The organism is Micromonospora noduli, from assembly GCF_003264475.1.
GTDB classification, from domain to species: domain Bacteria; phylum Actinomycetota; class Actinomycetes; order Mycobacteriales; family Micromonosporaceae; genus Micromonospora; species Micromonospora noduli.
This window is the reverse complement of the sequence record NZ_PYAC01000022.1, coordinates 154,281-172,166: the sequence shown is the minus strand read 5'-3', so window position 1 is coordinate 172,166 and position 17,886 is coordinate 154,281. Positions and strand designations below refer to the sequence as shown.

Below are 17,886 nucleotides of genomic sequence, written 5' to 3'. Positions count from 1 at the left end.
GGATGCGCTGGGCCGTGCTCGATTCACCGATCGGTGAGTTCTCCGTCGCCACTGACGGCACGAGCGTCTGCGGGGCGCACTTCGGCCGGGTCGACGCGGCCACCGAGGAGCCTGACCAGGCGCTGTCCCGGCAGGCCGTCGACGAGCTGCGGGCGTACTTCGCCGGTGAGCTGACCGCGTTCACCGTCCCGGTGTCGGCGCCGCGCGGGTCTGACTTCGAGCGCGCCGTGTGGCGGGAGATGACGCGTATCCCGTACGGGGAGACGCTGACGTACGGCGAGGTGGCGCGCCTGGTCGGCGATCCCGGAGCGGCACGGGCGGTGGGAGTGGCCTGCAACCGCAACCCGGTCCCGGTGATCGTGCCGTGTCACCGGATCGTCGGCGCGGGCGGCAAGCTGGTCGGCTTCGGTGGGGGCCTGCCCCGCAAGGTGGCGTTGTTGGAGCTGGAGGCCGGGGTCGCGCTGCGACGCGCCTGGTCGTGAGCCGTCCCGCGCTCCGGGTGGGCCTTATGACCCGGCGCTGGGCGACCCTTCCGGTCCCGCGGCTGGTGAGGTCCGAACGGGCCACGGCGGATCGATCGGGGTCCGCTGGAAGAAGGCGTTGGCCGACGGCAGGGCCAGCAGGACCAGCGCGACGAGTATCGCCACCGGCACGCCCAGGCCCAGGATGAGCAGCAGGGGCTCCAGCCAGTTCGGCATGTCATCCCGTGCCATCGCGGTGATCCGGTCCATGTCCTCGGCGGCGTAGATGGAATAGAGCGGCCGCGGCGACCGGGCAGCCCCGACGGCGGCGCAGCAGGCGAGGACGGGCGCCGAGGCCCAGGAGGCGATCCGTGCGCCGTTCACGCCCACGACGTTGGCTGCGGCCAGCGTGAGGAGTCCGATCGCCAGCACCGCCGTCAACAGGTCAGCCGCCAGGTCGGCGGTGCTGCCCAGGGCGGCGAAGGCCACCCCGTCCGTTGGCTCGAAGGACCTGGCGGCCGTGTGGAAGAAGTCCTGGTGCCAGTAGCTGAGTGGCAGTACGGCCAGTTGCGCGACGGCGGCCAGGGCCAGCAGCAGGCAGGCCACAGCGACGATGCGCGGCCGAGGAGGCCGGGCCGGGTGCGGGACTGTCGCAGTGGTACCGGTGCGGGAGGCCATGTCTCGATTATCGATAGCCTTCCGATCGCCCGTGGTCCCGGAAACGGTGGCGGTGATCACGAGACAGCGTTCGTACGCCGGGCAGCCGACCCAACGTGGAAGGGCCGGGTCCACGGACCCGGCCCTTCCACGTGCTTGATGATTCAGCGCGTCAGCGCGTGACCTCACCGGCGATGAACTCCTCGACGGCCTGGTGGGCGTCGTGGTCGGCGTACTGCACCGGCGGGGACTTCATGAAGTACGACGAGGCCGACAGGATCGGGCCGCCGATCTTCCGGTCCAGGGCGATCTTCGCGGCCCGGACCGCGTCGATGATGACGCCGGCCGAGTTCGGCGAGTCCCACACCTCAAGCTTGAGCTCGGCGTTGAGGGGGGTGTCACCGAACGAGCGGCCCTCCAGGCGGATGTACGCCCACTTGCGGTCGTCCAGCCACGGCACGTGGTCCGACGGGCCGATGTGCACGTCGCTCTTGCTCATCTCGTGCGGGATCTGCGAGGTGACCGACTGGGTCTTCGAGATCTTCTTCGAGACCAGCCGCTTGCGCTCCAGCATGTTCATGAAGTCCATGTTGCCGCCGAAGTTGAGCTGGTACGTGCGCAGCAGCTCGACGCCGCGGTCCTCGAAGAGCTTCGCGAGGGCGCGGTGCACGATGGTGGCGCCGACCTGGCTCTTGATGTCGTCGCCGACGATCGGCAGGCCCGCGTCCTCGAACTTCTTGGCCCACTCGGGGTCGGAGGCGATGAAGACCGGCAGGGCGTTGACGAACGCGCAGCCGGCGTCGATCGCGGCCTGGGCGTAGAACTTGGCGGCCTGCTCGGAGCCGACCGGCAGGTAGCAGACGACGACGTCGACCTGCGCGTCGCGCAGCGCCTGCGCCACGTCGACCGGGGTGGCGTCCGACTCCTCGACGATCTCGCGGTAGTACTGGCCCAGACCGTCGAAGGTCGGACCGCGCTGCACGCTGACGCCGGTCGGCGGCACGTCGCAGAGCTTGATGGTGTTGTTCTCGCTGGCGACGATCGCCTCCGCGAGGTCCATGCCCACCTTCTTGGCGTCCACGTCGAATGCCGCGACGAACTCCACGGCGTTGACGTGGTAGTCGCCGAAGGCGACGTGCATGAGACCCGGGACGCGGTCGTTCGGGTTGGCGTTCCGGTAGTACTCGACGCCCTGAACCAGGGACGAGGCGCAGTTACCCACACCGACGATGGCGACGCGGACGGAGCCCATAGCGTCTGCCTCCTTCTTTTCTGTCACGGCCGCTCATTCCTGGTCTCTCCAGGCGGAGGCGGGCTGTTGTCTTCTCGTCGGCCGCCGGCTGTCCCGATGTTCGGGACCGTCGGGGCTCGGCCGGAGCGCTCGTTGGCGATGAGCTCCTCCAGCCAGCGGACCTCGCGCTCACAGGCATCAAGGCCGTGGCGCTGCAGTTCCAGCGTGTAAGCGTCGAGGCGCTCGGCCGCCCGGCCCAGCACGTCACGAAGCCCTTCGCGACGCTCCTCGATCTTGCGGCGGCGACCCTCCAGAATGCGCAGTCGGGTCGCCTGGTCGGTCCGGGCGAAGAACGCGAAGTGCACCCCGAAACCCGTGTCGTCGTACGTCTCGGGCCCGGCCTGTGCGATCAGCTGGGCGAAGCGTTCCTTGCCTTCCGCGGTGATTTTGTAGACCACCCGACCTCGTCGGCTGGTCAGCGCGGGAACCTCCTCGGCAGTGGCGGGTGTCTCAGCAGCTTCGGTGATCCATCCCGCCGCCTGGAGCCTGCGTAGCGTGGGATAGAGCGAGCCGTAGCTGATCGCCGCCCGGATCGCGCCGAGTTTGGCGGTCAGCTCCTTGCGCAGCTCATAGCCGTGCATCGGAGACTCCTGCAGGAGGCCGAGGATGGCGAACTCGAGCACTGGCCACCCTCTCTTTACCCTCCGGCGTGAAGTGGTAACCGCCGCGATGTATCGGACCGATACATCGCACGTTAGCGGGTCGTGCGGGCCAGGGCAAACCCCCGTTCCGAGATGCTGCCGTCACGGATTGTGAGCGTGGTCGCCTGGTCGGGCCGGACCGCGTACCCTTCTCCGCATGCGTACGCAGCGCCAGGTCGTCGACTACTCGCTTCAGAAGCGAGCAGTGCTGCGTGAGCTCCTGGCCGGCCGGGTCGGCACGTACGACGTCTGCGACGCGTCGCCGTACCTGAAGAACGCCGCTCGGTTCCACGGTGAGCCGACCGACCGGCGCTGCCCGATCTGCCGGAGCGAAAACCTGACCCTGGTCCACTACATTTACGGTGACGAACTCAAGCAGTCCGCCGGACAGGCTCGGACACTGACTGAGTTGCCCGTGCTGGCGATGACGCTGCGTGAGTTCCAGGTCTTCGTGGTGGAGGTGTGCCTCGGTTGTGACTGGAACCATCTCGTCGAGCAGTACCTGCTCGGCCGGGACGGCCTGACCGGCGACAGCGAGGGCGCCAGTGAGCAGGACGCGGCAGCCGCCGAAGGTGGCGGTCGGCGGAGGCGAGAGGCGCAACGGTGATCTCAGCTGGTTGGACCGGCCTCGGGGCCGTGGACGAAACCCGAGACGGTCGACCGCTTGTTGGTCCGATTGGCCCGATTGATACGGCAATGACCCCGGTTAACTGGCACCCTCGTGCCGGCGTCCCGGGTGAAGCAACTCACGGCAACCCGGTGGCGGCGCAGCCGCGCCCCACCGCGACCGGCAGGGTGTGAGGAATGAACTCGTACGGCGATCCCAGTTCTGCGCGCGGACGGACCCAGCACATGGGTCCAGACGGTGACCCCGGACCGGGCGCGGACGACGCGTACCGCAGACCCAGCGGCAACTCCGACGGAAGCGGCTGGTCAGCCTCGGAAGGCGGCGCGGCAACCCCGGGCCGCGCCTCGGTGAGCCCGCGGGCGGCCGGTGGTCGCGCCACGGTCGGCGGTTCGGCCTCGGTGCCGCCGCGTGGCGCTGCGGCCGCCGGGTCCGCCTCGGTGGGTACGGCAGCGGCCGGCCGGGCCGGCCGGGCCTCGGTGCCGGTCTCGCCGGCGCCGTCTGTGCCCGGCGGCCGCGCTGGCGCCGGTCGGGCCTCGGTCCCGGTCTCCCCGGCACCGGGCGCACCGGCAGGTCGGGCCGCTGTCGGTGCCGCCGCAGTCGGTGCGGCCTCGGTCGGCACCGCCTCGGCGGGTCGGGCCAGCGTCGGCTCCGCATCGGTCGGTGGCCGCGCCGCGGTCGCGCGGGCGAGCGTCTCACCGGTCTCCGGTGGTCCGGGCGGTCCCGGTGGTCCGGGCGGTCCCGGGGGGCCGGGCGGTCGTGGGCCGGGCGGTCGTGGTCCGGGCGACTCGGGCGCCGCCGCGGCGCGGGCGAAGAAGCGCAAGCGGATGAACCTGCTGATCGCCGGGTTCGCCGTCTTCATCATGCTCGCCGGCATCGGCGTGGTCGGGTTCACCTACTACTCGACAAGCGTGGTGCTTCCGGACGAGATCACTCCGCCGCAGGCGACCACCCTGTACGCCTTCGACAACAAGACGATCATCGCCAAGGTGGGCGATCAGAACCGCACTCTGGTCACCATCGAGCAGATCCCGGAGTGGGTCCAGAACGCCGTCGCCGCAGCCGAGGACCGGAACTTCTACCGACACTCCGGTGTGGACTACAAGGGCATCGCCCGTGCCGCCTGGAACAACGTCTCCGGCGGCGACAAGCAGGGTGCCTCGACCATCACCCAGCAGTACGCCCGTAACGCCTACGACAGCCTGGAGGGCGATACGTACGCCCGGAAGGTGCGGGAGGCGATCTTCGCCTCCAAGCTCAACGACGAGTACACGAAGCCGCAGATCATGCAGCACTACCTCAACGTGATCTACTTCGGTCGGGGTGCTTACGGCATTGAGGCGGCGGCGCAGACCTACTTCGGTAAGTCGGTGAGTAAGCTCGAGCCGGCCGAGGGAGCGGTGCTCGCGGCCCTGATCAAGCAGCCGGAGCCGACCTCCACCCACCAGGGCTACGACCCGGCGATCAACCCGACCGCGGCCCAGGATCGCTGGAACTACGTGATCGAGGGCATGGTCAAGGAGGGCTGGCTCGGTGTGCCCGGCAAGAAGGACCGGCCCATCGAGTACCCGACAAAGACCCTCAAGGCTCCGAAGAAGGGCGGCATCGGCGTCGACTTCGGCGTCGACACGCCGTACGGCAACGTCATCAACTACGTCCGGGAAGAGATGCGGGACAGGGGCATCTGCGTCGACAAGGACACCCAGGTGACGGACGCCAAGCCGCTGTGCTCCCAGGCGCTGATGGCCGGCGGTTACCGGATCCGTACCACAGTCGACACCAAGATGCAGGCGGCGGCGGTCGCGACGGCCCAGCGCAAGTCCAAGGGCTCCGAGTTGGCCGGTGAGCGCAGCAACATCATGGCCGCGGTGGTGTCGATCGACCCCACCAACGGCCGGGTCGTCGCGTACTACGGCGGTGACAACGGCACCGGCACCGACTATGCCGGCAAGAACACCGACTCCACCGGGGCGATCAGCGGCGGCCACTCGCCCGGTTCAAGCTTCAAGATCTACACCCTGGCGGCCGCGCTCAAGGAGAAGAAGGCGCTCGAGTCTCGGTGGAAGGGTAAGGCCTTCAAGCCGGAAGGCACCTTCAAGGTCAGCAACGCGGGCGACGACAACCCCGACTGCGGTAACTCCTGCACGCTGCGGGTGTCCACACTCAAGTCCCTGAACGTGCCGTTCTACTACGTCACGGAGGAGATCGGCGCGGACAAGGTCGTGGACATGGCCAAGCAGGCGGGCGTCACCACCATGTGGCGCACCGACACCAACCCGGCGAAGGCCTACGACCTGACCAAGACCGACCCGAAGGACATCACGCCAGAGCCGTTCTTCAACGTTGTCGGCTACGGCCAGTATCCGATCACGGTGCTGGACCACGCCAACGGCGTTGCCACCTTCGCCAACGGGGGCGTCTACAACAAGGCGCACTTCCTCTACTCGGTGGAGAAGCAAAACCCGAACACCGGTAAGTGGGACAAGGTCTACAGCGAGAAGCTCGACTCGAAGCGCAGAATCGACAAGAGCGTGGTGGACGACGTGACGTCGGTGCTGAAGGACTACCCGGCCGCTGTCAACCACCGGCTCGATGACGGCCGCAAGGCTGCCTCCAAGACCGGCACTTGGGAACTCAAGGACGGCAGCGAGGACAACGGCGACGCCTGGATGATCGGTTACACGCCACAGTTGGCCACTGCGGTGTGGGTGGGCAACGTGAGGGACCGGAAGCCACTCATCCTCAAGGACGGCCGTAAGGTCAGCGGTGGAAACCTCCCGGGTGAAATCTGGGAGCGGTTCATGGACGAGGCGCTGAAGGGCAAGCCCAAGCTCGACTTCCCGCCAGCGGCAAACGTCGGCGATCCGGATTCCGGAAACGGTGAAGCGCCTCCGCCGCCTCCGCCACCTCCGCCACCGACCAACCCGGGCGGTCGGCCCGGCCAGGGCACCCCCTGTAACCCGCTGATCGACCTGTTCTGCCCCGGTGGCAACCCTGGAGGCAATCCCGGCGGTAACCCCGGGGGCAACCCTGGCGGTAATCCCGGTGGCGATGGCACAGGTGGTGGCGGCGGTGGGCTGTTGCCCAGCCTGCCACCCAACCGGGACTGAGCCACACCAGCGCACGACGCCGCCGCCGGCCGGACGACCTGTCCCGGCCGGCGGCGGCGTCTTCGTACCCGTCACTCCGCGCCGGGGCGTCTCTGCGTTGATCGGTGAGCCGTTTTGCGACCACGCGCCTGGGCTCGACCGGCCGGCGGGTCGGGAGTGGCGCTTCGGGACCGTCGTGCGGATTTTGCTGACGCTGGCGGCGCTGGTGTGCCTCACGCATCGGTGATCGTGACCCGAGCATCAGCCAGGGCAGTGGTTTTACGACCACAACGCGGTCGTGCTGGCGCGCGCGTCTGAGGAATGGGGCCAGGCATCAACCCTTTTTTGCCCTGCAAGCGTGCCGTATCGCACAGTAGTGCGACCTACCTCACATCCAGAGTAGAAACTTAGCATCTCGTCAGCTTTGATCAGCCAAAACTTCTTGGGCTTCGAAAGGTCCGCTGGAGCCCGCGCTACCTAGCGTATTTGATTTTTGGACATCTCGGTCACGGCTTTGTCGTTCTCGAAAACAGCGCCCCCTGCGGCAGTGCGCGCACTCGTATGCTTCGGCACCAGTAAGCCAGTTGATCTATCGAAGGAGGGACTCATGCCAATGGGGTCAAAGGTCGTCCGCCAAATCACGCGGACCGCTGCAGTGGCCGGTGCGTTCCTGCTGGCATCGGCGTTGCTACCAGGCAGCCCGGCCGTAGCGGCGGACACCGGTGACGGCTGGGAGCCCTGCAACCGCGGGGAGATCTGCCTTTACCAGGCTCAGTACGCCTACGTGGACAGCAACAATGGCAGCCGGCAGTTCTGGTATGACGACATGAACCACCGGGACGACCGCTTCTGGCTGCCCAACCAGAACGAATACGGCATCGTTGTCATGGACAAGGTGAAGTCTGTCCACAACAAGGACACTCAGTGCGGCGTTCGTATGTGGGACGTCAACGGCTCGGGCACCTGGTACGTCTACCAGAACATCGAGTTCGGCGGCGCCTACTACAACCAGGAGAACACCAACCCGTACAACAACGGCCACGACCGTTACCCCTGCTGACCAATTGCAAGGATTCGGATCACATGATGAGCACGAAGGGGTGGCTGTCACGCCGTCCCGGGCACAGTGCTGCGGCCATCTTCATGGCCGCGGCACTGGTCGCCGGCTGTACGGCCGAAGCCAAGCAGGGTCCCGAAGGTACTCCCTCCGGCGCGGGCTCCTCGCAAGAGGATGCAGCGCCGCAGCCGTTCGACGTCTTCCTTGGTGCAGAGTTGGGATTCATCGAATACGCCACCAAGAAGATCCGGGACGCATGCATGCGTGACGCCGGCTTCCCTCAGTTGCAAAAGGTGTCGACCGGCAAACCGGCCCGTCTGTTTGAGGAACTGATCGTAACTCCCGGAACCTTCATGCCAGCCAGCGATGAACTCGCACGGAGTCGGGGCTTCGGACGAGACCTGCCCGCCAAGCCGGCGAGACTGGTCTCGAAGGACCCCAGCTTCGACCAGAATCTCGAAAGGTGTGGCAAGCAGTCGTGGGAGGCGATTGGTCCTGACGCGAACCAAGTCTGGAAGACCTACTTCGAGTTGGGCAATGAGTTGACTCAGGCTATGGTGCCCGTCTATCGCGCGCACCCACCGAGCAAGGTGGGCGAAAGCATGGCTGAATGCCTTGCCGGTGAAGGCTACGTCATCCCTAACAAAGATCACTGGGTTAAAGAGCCGTCGATCAATGTTTTCGGTGTTCCCTTCGGCCGTCACGCTGAGCCAGTCGAGGCACGCTGGCAGCCAAGACGCGATGCGGGCGATGTGCAGATCGGACCGGCGGTGCCACCGGCCCCATATGTTCCCACCGAAGGCGAGAAGAAGCTCGCGACAGCCTGGCGGAAGTGTGGGACGGCAGCGGGATTCGACGACTTTTTTCTCGATATGTCAATGCGGCAGCAGAAGATCACGATTGATCGCCTTGAAACCCAGTTCACGGAGCTCAATCCGCAGATAACCAGTCTGGCCAAGAAAGCCGCGGCGCTCACGGAGTCAACGTAACCGCTGTGGCGGACACTGCCGCTTCTCGAGGATCCGGCTCCAAAACTCTTCGGCGTCTCGCCCGGAGACCTTGAGAACGGCGGCGACAAGTGGGAGCCGAAGCGGATCAGGTTCACTGTGCAGGTCGGACCATCCGTCTTGGCACCCGGTAGGTGGCGACGGCCGAGGAGTCCTGGCTGTTTCCTTGCTCCAGTGCCGGGCGCTCGCACAGGCCCAGCACCAGGTCGGCGATCGCTCCCTACCCTGCTCGAACACGGAGAACACATGAAAGACCGTGGTACCCGAAGCAGCGCGCTGTCGCTTCTGCCGCTGTCGACGGCAGCCGTCTACGCCGTAGTTTTGGTGGTAGTGGCGGAGGCGCTCTCGGGCCGCGCCGAGGCCGTGGCGTCCGGGTGTTGGTGGGTCGTCTCAGCGGTCGGCGTCGGCTGGCTCGGACGGCTGCTGGCCCTGAGGAGTGCGCGTCTCGTTCCGGTAGGCGTACTCGCTGTCGCCGTACCGGTGGTGGCGTCACCACTAGCCTTTACCTCGCTGCTCGGAGAGCACTCGATCGTCGCCCTGGCGGTACTGGCGGTACTGGCGATCTGGGCGGTCGCTCTGGTGATCGCTACCGTGCTCGTCGAAGAGATCCCGGCGGCCAGAGCCAGAAGGGCAGCTGTGGTCGCGGTGGGCCTCGGTAGAGCCGTCGTGCTCGGGCATCTCCCCGGCAGGACGGAAGCATCGCGACTGAGTGCCCGAGACGGGTTCCTGGCCGATACCGTAGGGGTGGCGCGCTGATGAGTCGTCTTCTTACGGGCAGGTCATTCCGTTTCGTCGCCCTGGTAGGCCTTACCGTGGTCGCTGCCCTGGTCGCTGGCGCGGTGTGGGTCGGAAGCCAGCTTCGCTCTCCTGCCCAGGCAGCTGCGGATGCTGCCCCGCCGCCGGCCTCCAACGTGACGAGCCGGGTCGAACGGAGGATCCTCAGCGAGCCGGTTGTCCTTCGTGGCAAGGTCACGCCGGGAGCGAGCGTGAAGCTGATGCCTCCACCGGATGTCGTCGGGCCGAACAGCGTCGTCACGAAGGTGCACACGGCGAAGAACGAGCGGATCAGGTCGGGTGATCCGGTGGTGGAGATCGCCGGAAGGCCCCTGTTCGCTCTGAATCTCCCCTTCACGCTCTACCGAGACATACTCGGTGGCATGGAGGGCCCGGACGTGGTGGCTGTCCAGAAGGCTCTGCGTGCTCTGGGTTACTCCCCGAGCCGCAGCGGGAAGCTCGACCTGCAGACGCAGCAGGCCCTCGGCCGGTTCTACCGGGATCGTGGCTACCAGGCTCCGGTCGACAGCGAGGCCAGTGACAAGGCGAAGGTCGCCCGAGACGGACTCGAACAGGCGGAAGCAGCCTACAGAGCGGCCACGAAACCTCAGGGTGCTCCGACCGCGACTCCGGAGGAAGGCCAAGAGCCGAATCCTACGCAGCCAACGGTCGCCGAGGCGAAGGAGCAGTTGGCGGAGGCCCGGCGGCAACTCGCCAAGACCGAGGTTCTTGCTGGTCCGTCGTTGCCGCGAGCCGAGGTCATGCTGCTGCCGAAGAATGGCGGAACCGTGACGGCGCTACGCGTGAAGGTTGGAACGACGCTGAAGGCCGGGGACGAACCAGTCGCCGAGTTGGACGGTGCCCCCGTGTACATTTCCGCCGTCGTGGATAGCGAGCAGGTCAGCCTCCTGCGAGTTGGCATGCAGGGCAGCGTCTTCGACGATGCGACCGGAGTAGAGGCGCAGGCCGCCATCTCCTCGGTGGGCACGAAACAGGCTGTGGACAGCACGACCGGAGCAGCCGGCTACCAGGTGGCCTTCGCGTTCACAAGCTCCAGCATGGACGCCTCAGCAGACAGGTCCGTGCGGGTGACGATTCCGGTCGCCGCGAGCGCCCAGCCTGTACTGGCGGTTCCTGTGACCGCAGTTTCGTCGCGACCGGACGGCACTACCTTCGTGACACTCGACAACGAGCAGAGCGGCACGCAGGAAATAGGTGTTCGGACGGGTCAGGTCGCCGGCGGTTGGGTGGAGATAAAGCCGGAGGTGCTCGATCAGGTGGCCGAGGGGGATCTGGTCGTTGTAGGTGTTTCTGGATCCGGTCTATCAGGAACGGAATAGATTCTCTTGCTCGACCTGGTCGACGTTTCGCGCTCCTACGACGACGGTCACCTTATTGAAGCGTTGCGGCCGACGACGCTCGCGATAAATGATGGTGAGTACATCGCAATCACGGGCCCGTCTGGGTCCGGAAAATCCACGCTTCTCAACCTCCTCGGGATGATTGACAGGCCGACGTCGGGGCTCTATCGCATCAGTGGTATCGATACGACTTCACTGACCGACACAGCACGGGGTGCAATCCGCGGTCAGATATTCGGGTTCGTCTTCCAGGCTTTCCACCTGCTGCCTGGGCGAAGCGCCGTCGAGAATGTGGAGCTTGGCATGCTCTACGGCCCGCATTCGAGACGTGGTCGCCGCAGCCGCGCGTACGAGGCGTTGGAGCGGGTCGGTCTGGCGGACAGGCGGGACTCCGACCCGCGAACGATGTCGGGCGGTGAACGCCAGCGTGTCGCGATCGCGAGGGCGGTAGCCGGACGTCCGCGGGTGCTTTTCTGTGATGAACCGACCGGAAACCTTGACAGCGCCAACACCCGCAAGGTGCTCGGACTTCTTCAGGAACTCAACGCTAGCGGGTTGACCGTCGTGGTGGTGACCCATGACGCCGACGTGGCAGCAGCGGCACCTCGACGACTGATGCTGTCCGATGGCACGGTGACGGAAGGATGACCTTGTTCAGGTTTCGATTCACCTCGACGAGGCGCCAGATCCGTGCCGTGTCCGAAACCCTCCCGGTGCGCACGGCGCGACTCCGTATGGCTGACTGGGTGCGTGAGGCATCCTTGTCCGTGAGCCGCAACGCCGGTCGATCCACGGTGACCGTGTTGGGAACAGCCCTCGGCTCCGCGGCTTTCGTTGCGACGCTCGGTCTCGGTTCGACATTGCAGCGGCAGGTATCGGACTCGTTCGACGTCCGGCGGGCCACCGAGGTCGTGGTACGGCCGGAAGACAAGAGCATCGACCATCAGTGGCAGTCGGACGCGAGTTTGGAGCGGGTACGCCGGCTGAACGGGGTCACCTCGGTCGGACGGCGGCTTTCCCTGCCGGAGCAGACAGTCACCCGGGCGCTGGCCGTGGAAGGTAGCGCCATGAACGTGATCGGCGCGGACCCCGGCGCACTTGCGGTCATCCAACCCAGAATCCTGCAGGGCCGCAGCTACGACGCATTTCATGAGCGGACTCGTTCCCGGGTAGTCCTGGTTCCCCAGGCGCTCGCTCAGTCGCTTGCCGTTGATCGGCCTGGTGTGGCCATCTTCATTCATGATCGCGCATACACGGTAGCCGGCATCTTCGACGAAGTGCAGCGCCGGCCGGAGTCTCTACTGGCAATTCTCATGCCCGCCTCGGCAGCACAGGAGCTGGAGAACTCAAGGCAGCCTGGCGAACGCGACGTCCTCGTGGCGACAGCGCCGGGAGCGGCTCAACTCATTGGCGGCCAAGCGGCATTGGCGCTGCGGCCCGAGGGGCCGGGCGTGTTGCGTTCCATCGCACCCGCCGATCCTCGGACGATGCGACGCGAGATCGAGTCGAGCATTACCACCTCGAGCCTTCTGCTCAGCCTCATCTCCTTGGTGGCCGGTGCGTTGTCGATCGCGAACGCCGCGATGGCGTCCATCGCCGTACGTACTCCAGAAATCGGTCTCCGCCGCGCGATCGGCGCTCGCCGAATCCATATCTTCGCGCAACTCATCGGGGAAACCACCGCCCTCGGGAGTCTCGGTGGGCTGGTTGGCGTCGGGGCCGGTGTCGTCGCCATCTGTGTGGTCAGCTTGATCAACACTTGGTCGCCGGTCCTTGATCTCAGGGCAACCGCGTTGGCGGTCGCACTCAGCGCTGCTACCGGGCTGTTGGCTGGCCTCTGGCCGGCGGCCAAGGCCATGCGAATCCAGCCGGTGGCGGCGCTGCAACGCTGACTGATCCAGGCGGGGACGTCGCGGATCCGGCTGCTGCCAGCGCCGGGGAGGCGAAACGGTGTGCCCGCGCTCGGTGGCTGACGCCGCATGTCGCCGAGGGGCGCGCGGCGCTGATTGCCGTAACAGATCCGGCAGAGTCGGCTTCTGGAGGCCACCGCAATAGGGCAGGATGCACCCTCATGAGCACGCAGTCGACGCAAGGCATCGACGACGCCGGAACCAACGATCACCCGTCCCGCTCCGACGGGTTCGTCCGCGGCATCTCCAGCGTCATCGGCGGGCCGTTGGGCGATCACGCGACCGCGCTGGACCGGCCGGCCGGTCGGGAGCGTCGCTTCTGGACCGCCGTGCGGATCGTGCTGGCGTTGGCGTGCCTCACGCTCGCGTTGCACTGGGTGCAGAAGTCGCCCTGCCAGGACGGCGCCTGGCAGAACAACGTCCAGTACACCCGGTTCTGCTACACCGATGTCCTTGCCCTCTACTACGCCGAAGGTCTCAACGAGGGCAAGGTGCCCTACCGCGACCACCCGGTCGAGTACCCGGTGCTGACCGGCTACTTCATGGGGGCGCTGGGCCTGCCGGTGCACGCCATCGGCGACGGCGACCCGAGCATCAACCAGGGTCAGTGGTTCTACAACCTCAACGCGCTGGTGCTGAGCGCGCTCGCGGTCGCGACGGTTGCGGTGATCCTGGCGTTGCGCCGACGACGACCCTGGGACGCCGCGCTGTTCGCACTCGCCCCGGCGCTGGTACTCACCGCCACCGTCAACTGGGACCTGCTCGCCATCGGGCTGGCCGCCTTCGGGCTGCTGGCCTGGGCCCGTAAACGACCGGCCGTGGCCGGCGTGTTGCTCGGGTTGGCCGGCGCGGCGAAGCTCTGGCCGCTGTTCCTGCTCGGGCCGATCCTCATCCTGGCGCTGCGGGCCGACCGGGTTCGTGCCGCGCTCGTCGCCATCGGTACGGCGATCGCGGCAGTGGTGCTGGTGAACCTGCCGGCCGCGCGGGCGTACCCGGAGAACTGGGACCGGTTCTTCGAGCTGAACACCACCCGGCCGATCGACTGGGGCACGTTCTGGTACATCGGGCGCTACCTGGACGGCAAGGTCGGCAACGACCCCGCCAAGCTAGGCCCGTTCGAGTGGCTGAACGCCAACATCCCGACCCTCAACACCCTGTCGTACGCGCTGTTCGGGCTGGCCTGCCTCGGCGTGGCCGTGCTGGCGCTGCGAGCGCCGCGCAGACCGCGGCTGGGTCAGCTCGCCTTCCTGGTGGTCGCCGCGTTCCTCATCTTCAGCAAGGTCTGGTCGCAGCAGTTCGTCCTCTGGCTGCTCCCGCTGGTGGTGCTGGCTCGACCGAAGTGGGGCGCGTTCCTGGCCTGGCAGATCGCCGAGGTCTGCTACTTCGTCGCCTTCTACGGCGAACTGCTCGGCGCGGCAACCAGCAAGCCGGTCTTCCCGGAGGGGGTGTTCGTGCTGGCCTCGACGCTGCGACTGGCCACTGTGGTGGTGCTCTGCGTGTTCGTCGTCAAGGAGATCCTGCACCCCGAGCAGGACGCGGTGCGGGCCACCTACCCGGACGACCCGGACGGTGGCGTTCTCGACGGCGCACCCGACGCCCCCTGGATGGACCGATGGCGCCGCCCCGCAAGAAGCGAGCACTCCGTGGAGCCCATCACCACCTGACCCCTTGGGCTGAACGCGACCCGGACCAGGTCAGGGTTTTCGGGGGAGCCCGTCCGGCGCAGGGATCAAGCCTGACCGCCCGGAGCCGGGCGGGCTCCCCCGAAAACCGCCCTAAGCCTCAGAGGCGATAGACGACAGCGTCGCCGACGTCCTGCCGGCTGATGCCGAGCGACTCGACCGGCGCGTCGATGCTGATCTCCCACGGTGTGCCGGCCACCTGACCGCGCAGCAGCACCACCGTGCGGACGCCGAGCGTGCGCAGGTAGTCGACGCTCGTCTGGTCCGGGAACGACTGGCTCACCCGGCGGACGTCGTCGAGCTGGCGCGGCGTGAAGCCGCTACCGCCGTTGACCACGTCCGGGAACCCGCTGGTCGACCAGAGCATCACGTGCTGATCCAGGCTCTGATTGCTGGGCAGCACCAGCAACGGACCCTCCGCCGAACGCATCGCCGCCGGCTGGGTCGGCACCACCGGGTGTGGGGTGGTGTTCAGGCCTTCGACGGTGACCAGCAGCAGCGGCAGCAGGGTGGCCATCCGCAGCCACGGCCCCGGCCACGACGGAATCCGTTGCGCGGTCAACTCGCGGACCCGGTCGGTGAGCGCGGTGACCGCGCCCGCCGCGAGCAGGCCGAGCAACAACGTGGTCCAGAGCATCAACCGCCCGGGGGTACGCAACCCGCTCCAGCCCGGCAGGTGCTCGAAGAGGGGCACGTAGGTGAAGGTGCCGTCGAAGAAACGGGTGCCCATGGCGAAGGCCATCGTCAGCAGCACCCCGGCGAGCAGCAGCAGTCGATGCCGCAGCCGCCAGACCGAGAAGAGCAACCCGCCCGCGGCGAGCGCGTAGAGCACGAAGCCCGGCAGCAGGGTCATCTCCGGGTGCCACGGCAGCGCCGCCCGGGCACCCTCGTGCAGCCCACCCCAGATCCGCGACTCCCCGGGCGCCGTCACGAAGCCCGACGCCGGCGGCGAGAAGAGGCTGATGTCGGCGATGGTGCGCTCGGCGTACGGGTGCAGCTCGGTCACCTTGAAGAACGGGAACGCCATCAGCAGACCGACACCGGCGAACAACACCCCGCCGAGCACGTCGGCGGCGAACAACCGGCGACCGAACGGGACGGCCTGCCCGGTGCGCAGCCGCCGCGCGAAGAACAGCACGGCAGTGACCAGCACCGCGCCGGCCAGGAAGTACGCGAATGGCAGCCCGATGCCGAAACCGAGGCTGAGTTGCCAGGCCGCCACCAGCCAACCGGCGTAGACCCAACCGTCATGCCGGCGCTCCGGCCGGTAGCCGTGTCGGAGGGACCACCCGTGCCCGCGCGCCAACATTGCCAGCGCCAGCGGAATGCCCCCGTTGGAGAGCACGTGCAGGTGCCCGGCCTGGGCCAGCAGCCACGGCGCGTAGGTGTAGCTCACCCCCGCGACGGCCGCGCCGATCCGGCCGGCCCCGAGCTGTCGGGCCAGCGCGTACGCCCCGAGCGTGGCGAGCGCGTGCGCCAGCACGAACATGATGTTGTAGCGCAGCACGGCGTCCTCGGGACCGCTGCCGACCATCCCGGCCGGGGCGTACCCGAGCAGCGTGTCGGAGAACGCGAAGCTCCACAGCTCGGGGAAGAACGTGTTGGACTGCCACAGCCTCGCCGGCTCGGCCAGCAGGATATGCCCGGACCAGGCCATCTGCCAGGCTTGCAGGCTCGGGTCCCAGTAGTCCTGCGGGAGGGTGTAGCGCGGATAGCGCAGCGTCGGCCAGGTCATCAACACGGCCAGTGCCAAAGCGCCGAGGGCGGCCAGGGTCCACTCGTGGATCAGGAATCGACCGACCGCCCGGACCACCCGACTGACGATGGAGGGCTTCGGCTCAGGGGCGGAGGCGAACGCCTCCCAACGCTCCGGGCCGACCGGCTTGACCTCGCTGTCGGCCTTGTCCTTACCGCCGGTGCCGTCCGCCTTCGCGTCCTTGGCTGTGTCGCCGTCCTTGGCCGGGTCGCTGTCCTTGGCTGATTTGCTGTCCTTGATCGCGGCGCTGTCCTTGACCGCGCCATCCACCGTGCCGCTGTCCTCGGCCGGGTCGCTGTCCTTGGATGCGTCGGTGCCCTTGGTAGTGCTGTCGCTGGCCGCGGTGCCGCTCTCGGCGGCATCCTGCTTGGTCGCGGCGTTCTGCTGGGTGGGGGTGCCGGCCGCGGCCTTGGTGGGGGGTTGACTCTCGGCGGCCGCGCCGGTGGGGGTGGGCCGAGCGTTGCCGGTCCCGGGCTGTCCGCTCGTCATGCTGCCGGGCTCTCCGCTCCGAGCTGCTCACGCAGAAAGTCGATGTCGGCGGCCTGGCCGGTCACACCGCCCGGTGTTTCGACGACCACCGGCGCGCCGGCCGCCCGGATCACCGCCACCACCAGCTCCGGGTCGATCGTCCCGCCGCCCAGGTTGTCGTGACGGTCCTGGCCGGAGTTGAACGCGCCCTTGGAGTTGTTGGCGTGCACCAGATCGATCCGCCCGGTGATCGCCTTGACCCGGTCGACCAGACCGAGCAGCTCTTCACCGCCCGCGTACGCGTGGCAGGTGTCCAGGCAGAAGCCGACCTCGTAGTCACCGATGGCGTCCCAGAGTCGGGCGAGCGCGTCCAGCCGTCGGGCGCAGGCGTTGTCGCCGCCGGCGGTGTTCTCGATCAGGACCGGTACGCCGAAGCCGCCGGAGTCCGCCGCGTACGCGAAGGTCTTGCGCCAGTTGTCGAAGCCGACGGCCAGGTCGTCGCCGGCGTTGACGTGGCCGCCGTGGACGATCAGGCCCTTGGCACCGATGGCGGCGGCCGCGTTGGCGTGTCCGAGCAGCAGCTTGCGGCTCGGGATCCGGATGCGGTTGTTGAGCGTGGCCACGTTGATGACGTACGGCGCGTGCACGTAGAGGTCGACCTCGGCGGCGCGCAGCCGCTCGGCATCTTCGCGAGGCTTGGGCGCCTTCCAACCCTGTGGGTCGGCGAGGAAGAACTGCACGGTCTCGGCGGACCGGGCGGCCGCCTCCGCCAGCGGGTCGGTCGAGTCGACGTGGGCTCCGATACGCATGCGAGCGAGCCTACGTCGCGACCCCGACCGGCGGGGCGACGGCCGGGGCGGTGTCGCGTCACCGGAGGGACCGACGATCGTTGATGGGTTTGAACCGGCGACCAGTATCCCGGTGCCGCCAGCGGCGCGAGCGTCGCACACGGCGACCGGCGGTCGACGGCCGACAGCGAGGTCACCCCCGCGGCGCGGCCCGGCGCAGCGGGGGCGACCCCATCGCACACCAGTACCGAGCGACGACGAATCTCGGAAAATTGTGCTTTTCCCCCCGACAAGGTACGAGTGCTGTTGTATCGTCAGA

The 17,886-nt window shown here is 67.6% G+C and carries 15 protein-coding genes; 10 read left to right on the top strand and 5 right to left on the bottom strand.

Going from position 1 to position 17,886, the window contains the following annotated elements:
* Positions 1 to 2 precede the first annotated feature (2 nt).
* On the top strand, positions 3 to 482 hold the full coding sequence (locus MED15_RS22040) for a methylated-DNA--[protein]-cysteine S-methyltransferase (protein ID WP_112601082.1): 480 nt from the start codon (positions 3 to 5) through the stop codon (positions 480 to 482).
* A 24-nt stretch (positions 483 to 506) separates the two neighbouring features.
* On the opposite strand, the gene MED15_RS22035 is transcribed toward MED15_RS22040, so the two are convergent.
* The 3 genes from MED15_RS22035 to MED15_RS22025 form a co-directional block, all read right to left on the bottom strand.
* A complete protein-coding gene (locus MED15_RS22035) occupies positions 507 to 1,139 on the bottom strand; it encodes a hypothetical protein (RefSeq protein WP_112726787.1) in 633 nt (210 codons plus the stop codon).
* 151 nt (positions 1,140 to 1,290) lie between these two features.
* Positions 1,291 to 2,370, bottom strand: a complete 1,080-nt coding sequence (locus MED15_RS22030; protein WP_091396616.1) for an inositol-3-phosphate synthase — start codon at positions 2,368 to 2,370, stop codon at positions 1,291 to 1,293.
* 23 nt (positions 2,371 to 2,393) lie between these two features.
* Complete coding sequence (locus MED15_RS22025) at positions 2,394 to 3,032, bottom strand: PadR family transcriptional regulator (protein WP_030331823.1); 639 nt, start codon at positions 3,030 to 3,032, stop codon at positions 2,394 to 2,396.
* A 175-nt stretch (positions 3,033 to 3,207) separates the two neighbouring features.
* Here MED15_RS22025 and MED15_RS22020 point away from each other — a divergent pair, with 175 nt between their 5' ends.
* From MED15_RS22020 to MED15_RS21980, 9 genes are all read left to right on the top strand, one after another.
* Complete coding sequence (locus MED15_RS22020; RefSeq protein WP_112601084.1) at positions 3,208 to 3,657, top strand: DUF5318 domain-containing protein; 450 nt, start codon at positions 3,208 to 3,210, stop codon at positions 3,655 to 3,657.
* Between the two features lie 197 nt (positions 3,658 to 3,854).
* Complete coding sequence (locus MED15_RS22015; RefSeq protein ID WP_112736822.1) at positions 3,855 to 6,785, top strand: transglycosylase domain-containing protein; 2,931 nt, start codon at positions 3,855 to 3,857, stop codon at positions 6,783 to 6,785.
* 586 nt (positions 6,786 to 7,371) lie between these two features.
* Positions 7,372 to 7,824 carry a hypothetical protein gene (locus tag MED15_RS22010; protein WP_146758792.1) on the top strand — a complete coding sequence of 151 codons (453 nt, stop codon included), beginning with the start codon at positions 7,372 to 7,374 and terminating at the stop codon, positions 7,822 to 7,824.
* 23 nt (positions 7,825 to 7,847) lie between these two features.
* Positions 7,848 to 8,810, top strand: coding sequence for a hypothetical protein (locus MED15_RS22005; protein WP_112601280.1), 963 nt, complete (start codon positions 7,848 to 7,850; stop codon positions 8,808 to 8,810).
* Positions 8,811 to 9,074: 264 nt separating this feature from the next.
* Positions 9,075 to 9,584 (top strand): hypothetical protein, encoded by a 510-nt coding sequence (locus MED15_RS22000; protein WP_112736821.1) that lies wholly within the window; start codon positions 9,075 to 9,077, stop codon positions 9,582 to 9,584.
* Between the two features lie 230 nt (positions 9,585 to 9,814).
* Positions 9,815 to 10,942, top strand: a complete 1,128-nt coding sequence (locus MED15_RS21995) for a peptidoglycan-binding protein (RefSeq protein ID WP_146758791.1) — start codon at positions 9,815 to 9,817, stop codon at positions 10,940 to 10,942.
* A 6-nt stretch (positions 10,943 to 10,948) separates the two neighbouring features.
* Positions 10,949 to 11,611 (top strand): ABC transporter ATP-binding protein, encoded by a 663-nt coding sequence (locus tag MED15_RS21990; RefSeq protein ID WP_112583910.1) that lies wholly within the window; start codon positions 10,949 to 10,951, stop codon positions 11,609 to 11,611.
* A gap of 119 nt (positions 11,612 to 11,730) precedes the next feature.
* On the top strand, positions 11,731 to 12,855 hold the full coding sequence (locus tag MED15_RS21985) for an ABC transporter permease (protein ID WP_167457704.1): 1,125 nt from the start codon (positions 11,731 to 11,733) through the stop codon (positions 12,853 to 12,855).
* A gap of 179 nt (positions 12,856 to 13,034) precedes the next feature.
* Complete coding sequence (locus tag MED15_RS21980) at positions 13,035 to 14,537, top strand: glycosyltransferase family 87 protein (protein WP_112583908.1); 1,503 nt, start codon at positions 13,035 to 13,037, stop codon at positions 14,535 to 14,537.
* Positions 14,538 to 14,655: 118 nt separating this feature from the next.
* Here MED15_RS21980 and MED15_RS21975 read toward each other — a convergent pair whose 3' ends face one another.
* Together MED15_RS21975 and MED15_RS21970 are read right to left on the bottom strand one after the other, a co-directional pair.
* Positions 14,656 to 16,800: a hypothetical protein gene (locus MED15_RS21975; RefSeq protein ID WP_112601283.1), complete on the bottom strand. Its 2,145-nt coding sequence runs from the start codon at positions 16,798 to 16,800 to the stop codon at positions 14,656 to 14,658.
* Positions 16,797 to 17,588: a deoxyribonuclease IV gene (locus MED15_RS21970; protein ID WP_112583906.1), complete on the bottom strand. Its 792-nt coding sequence runs from the start codon at positions 17,586 to 17,588 to the stop codon at positions 16,797 to 16,799. The genes MED15_RS21975 and MED15_RS21970 overlap by 4 nt, the downstream gene beginning before the upstream one ends.
* Positions 17,589 to 17,886: the final 298 nt, after the last annotated feature.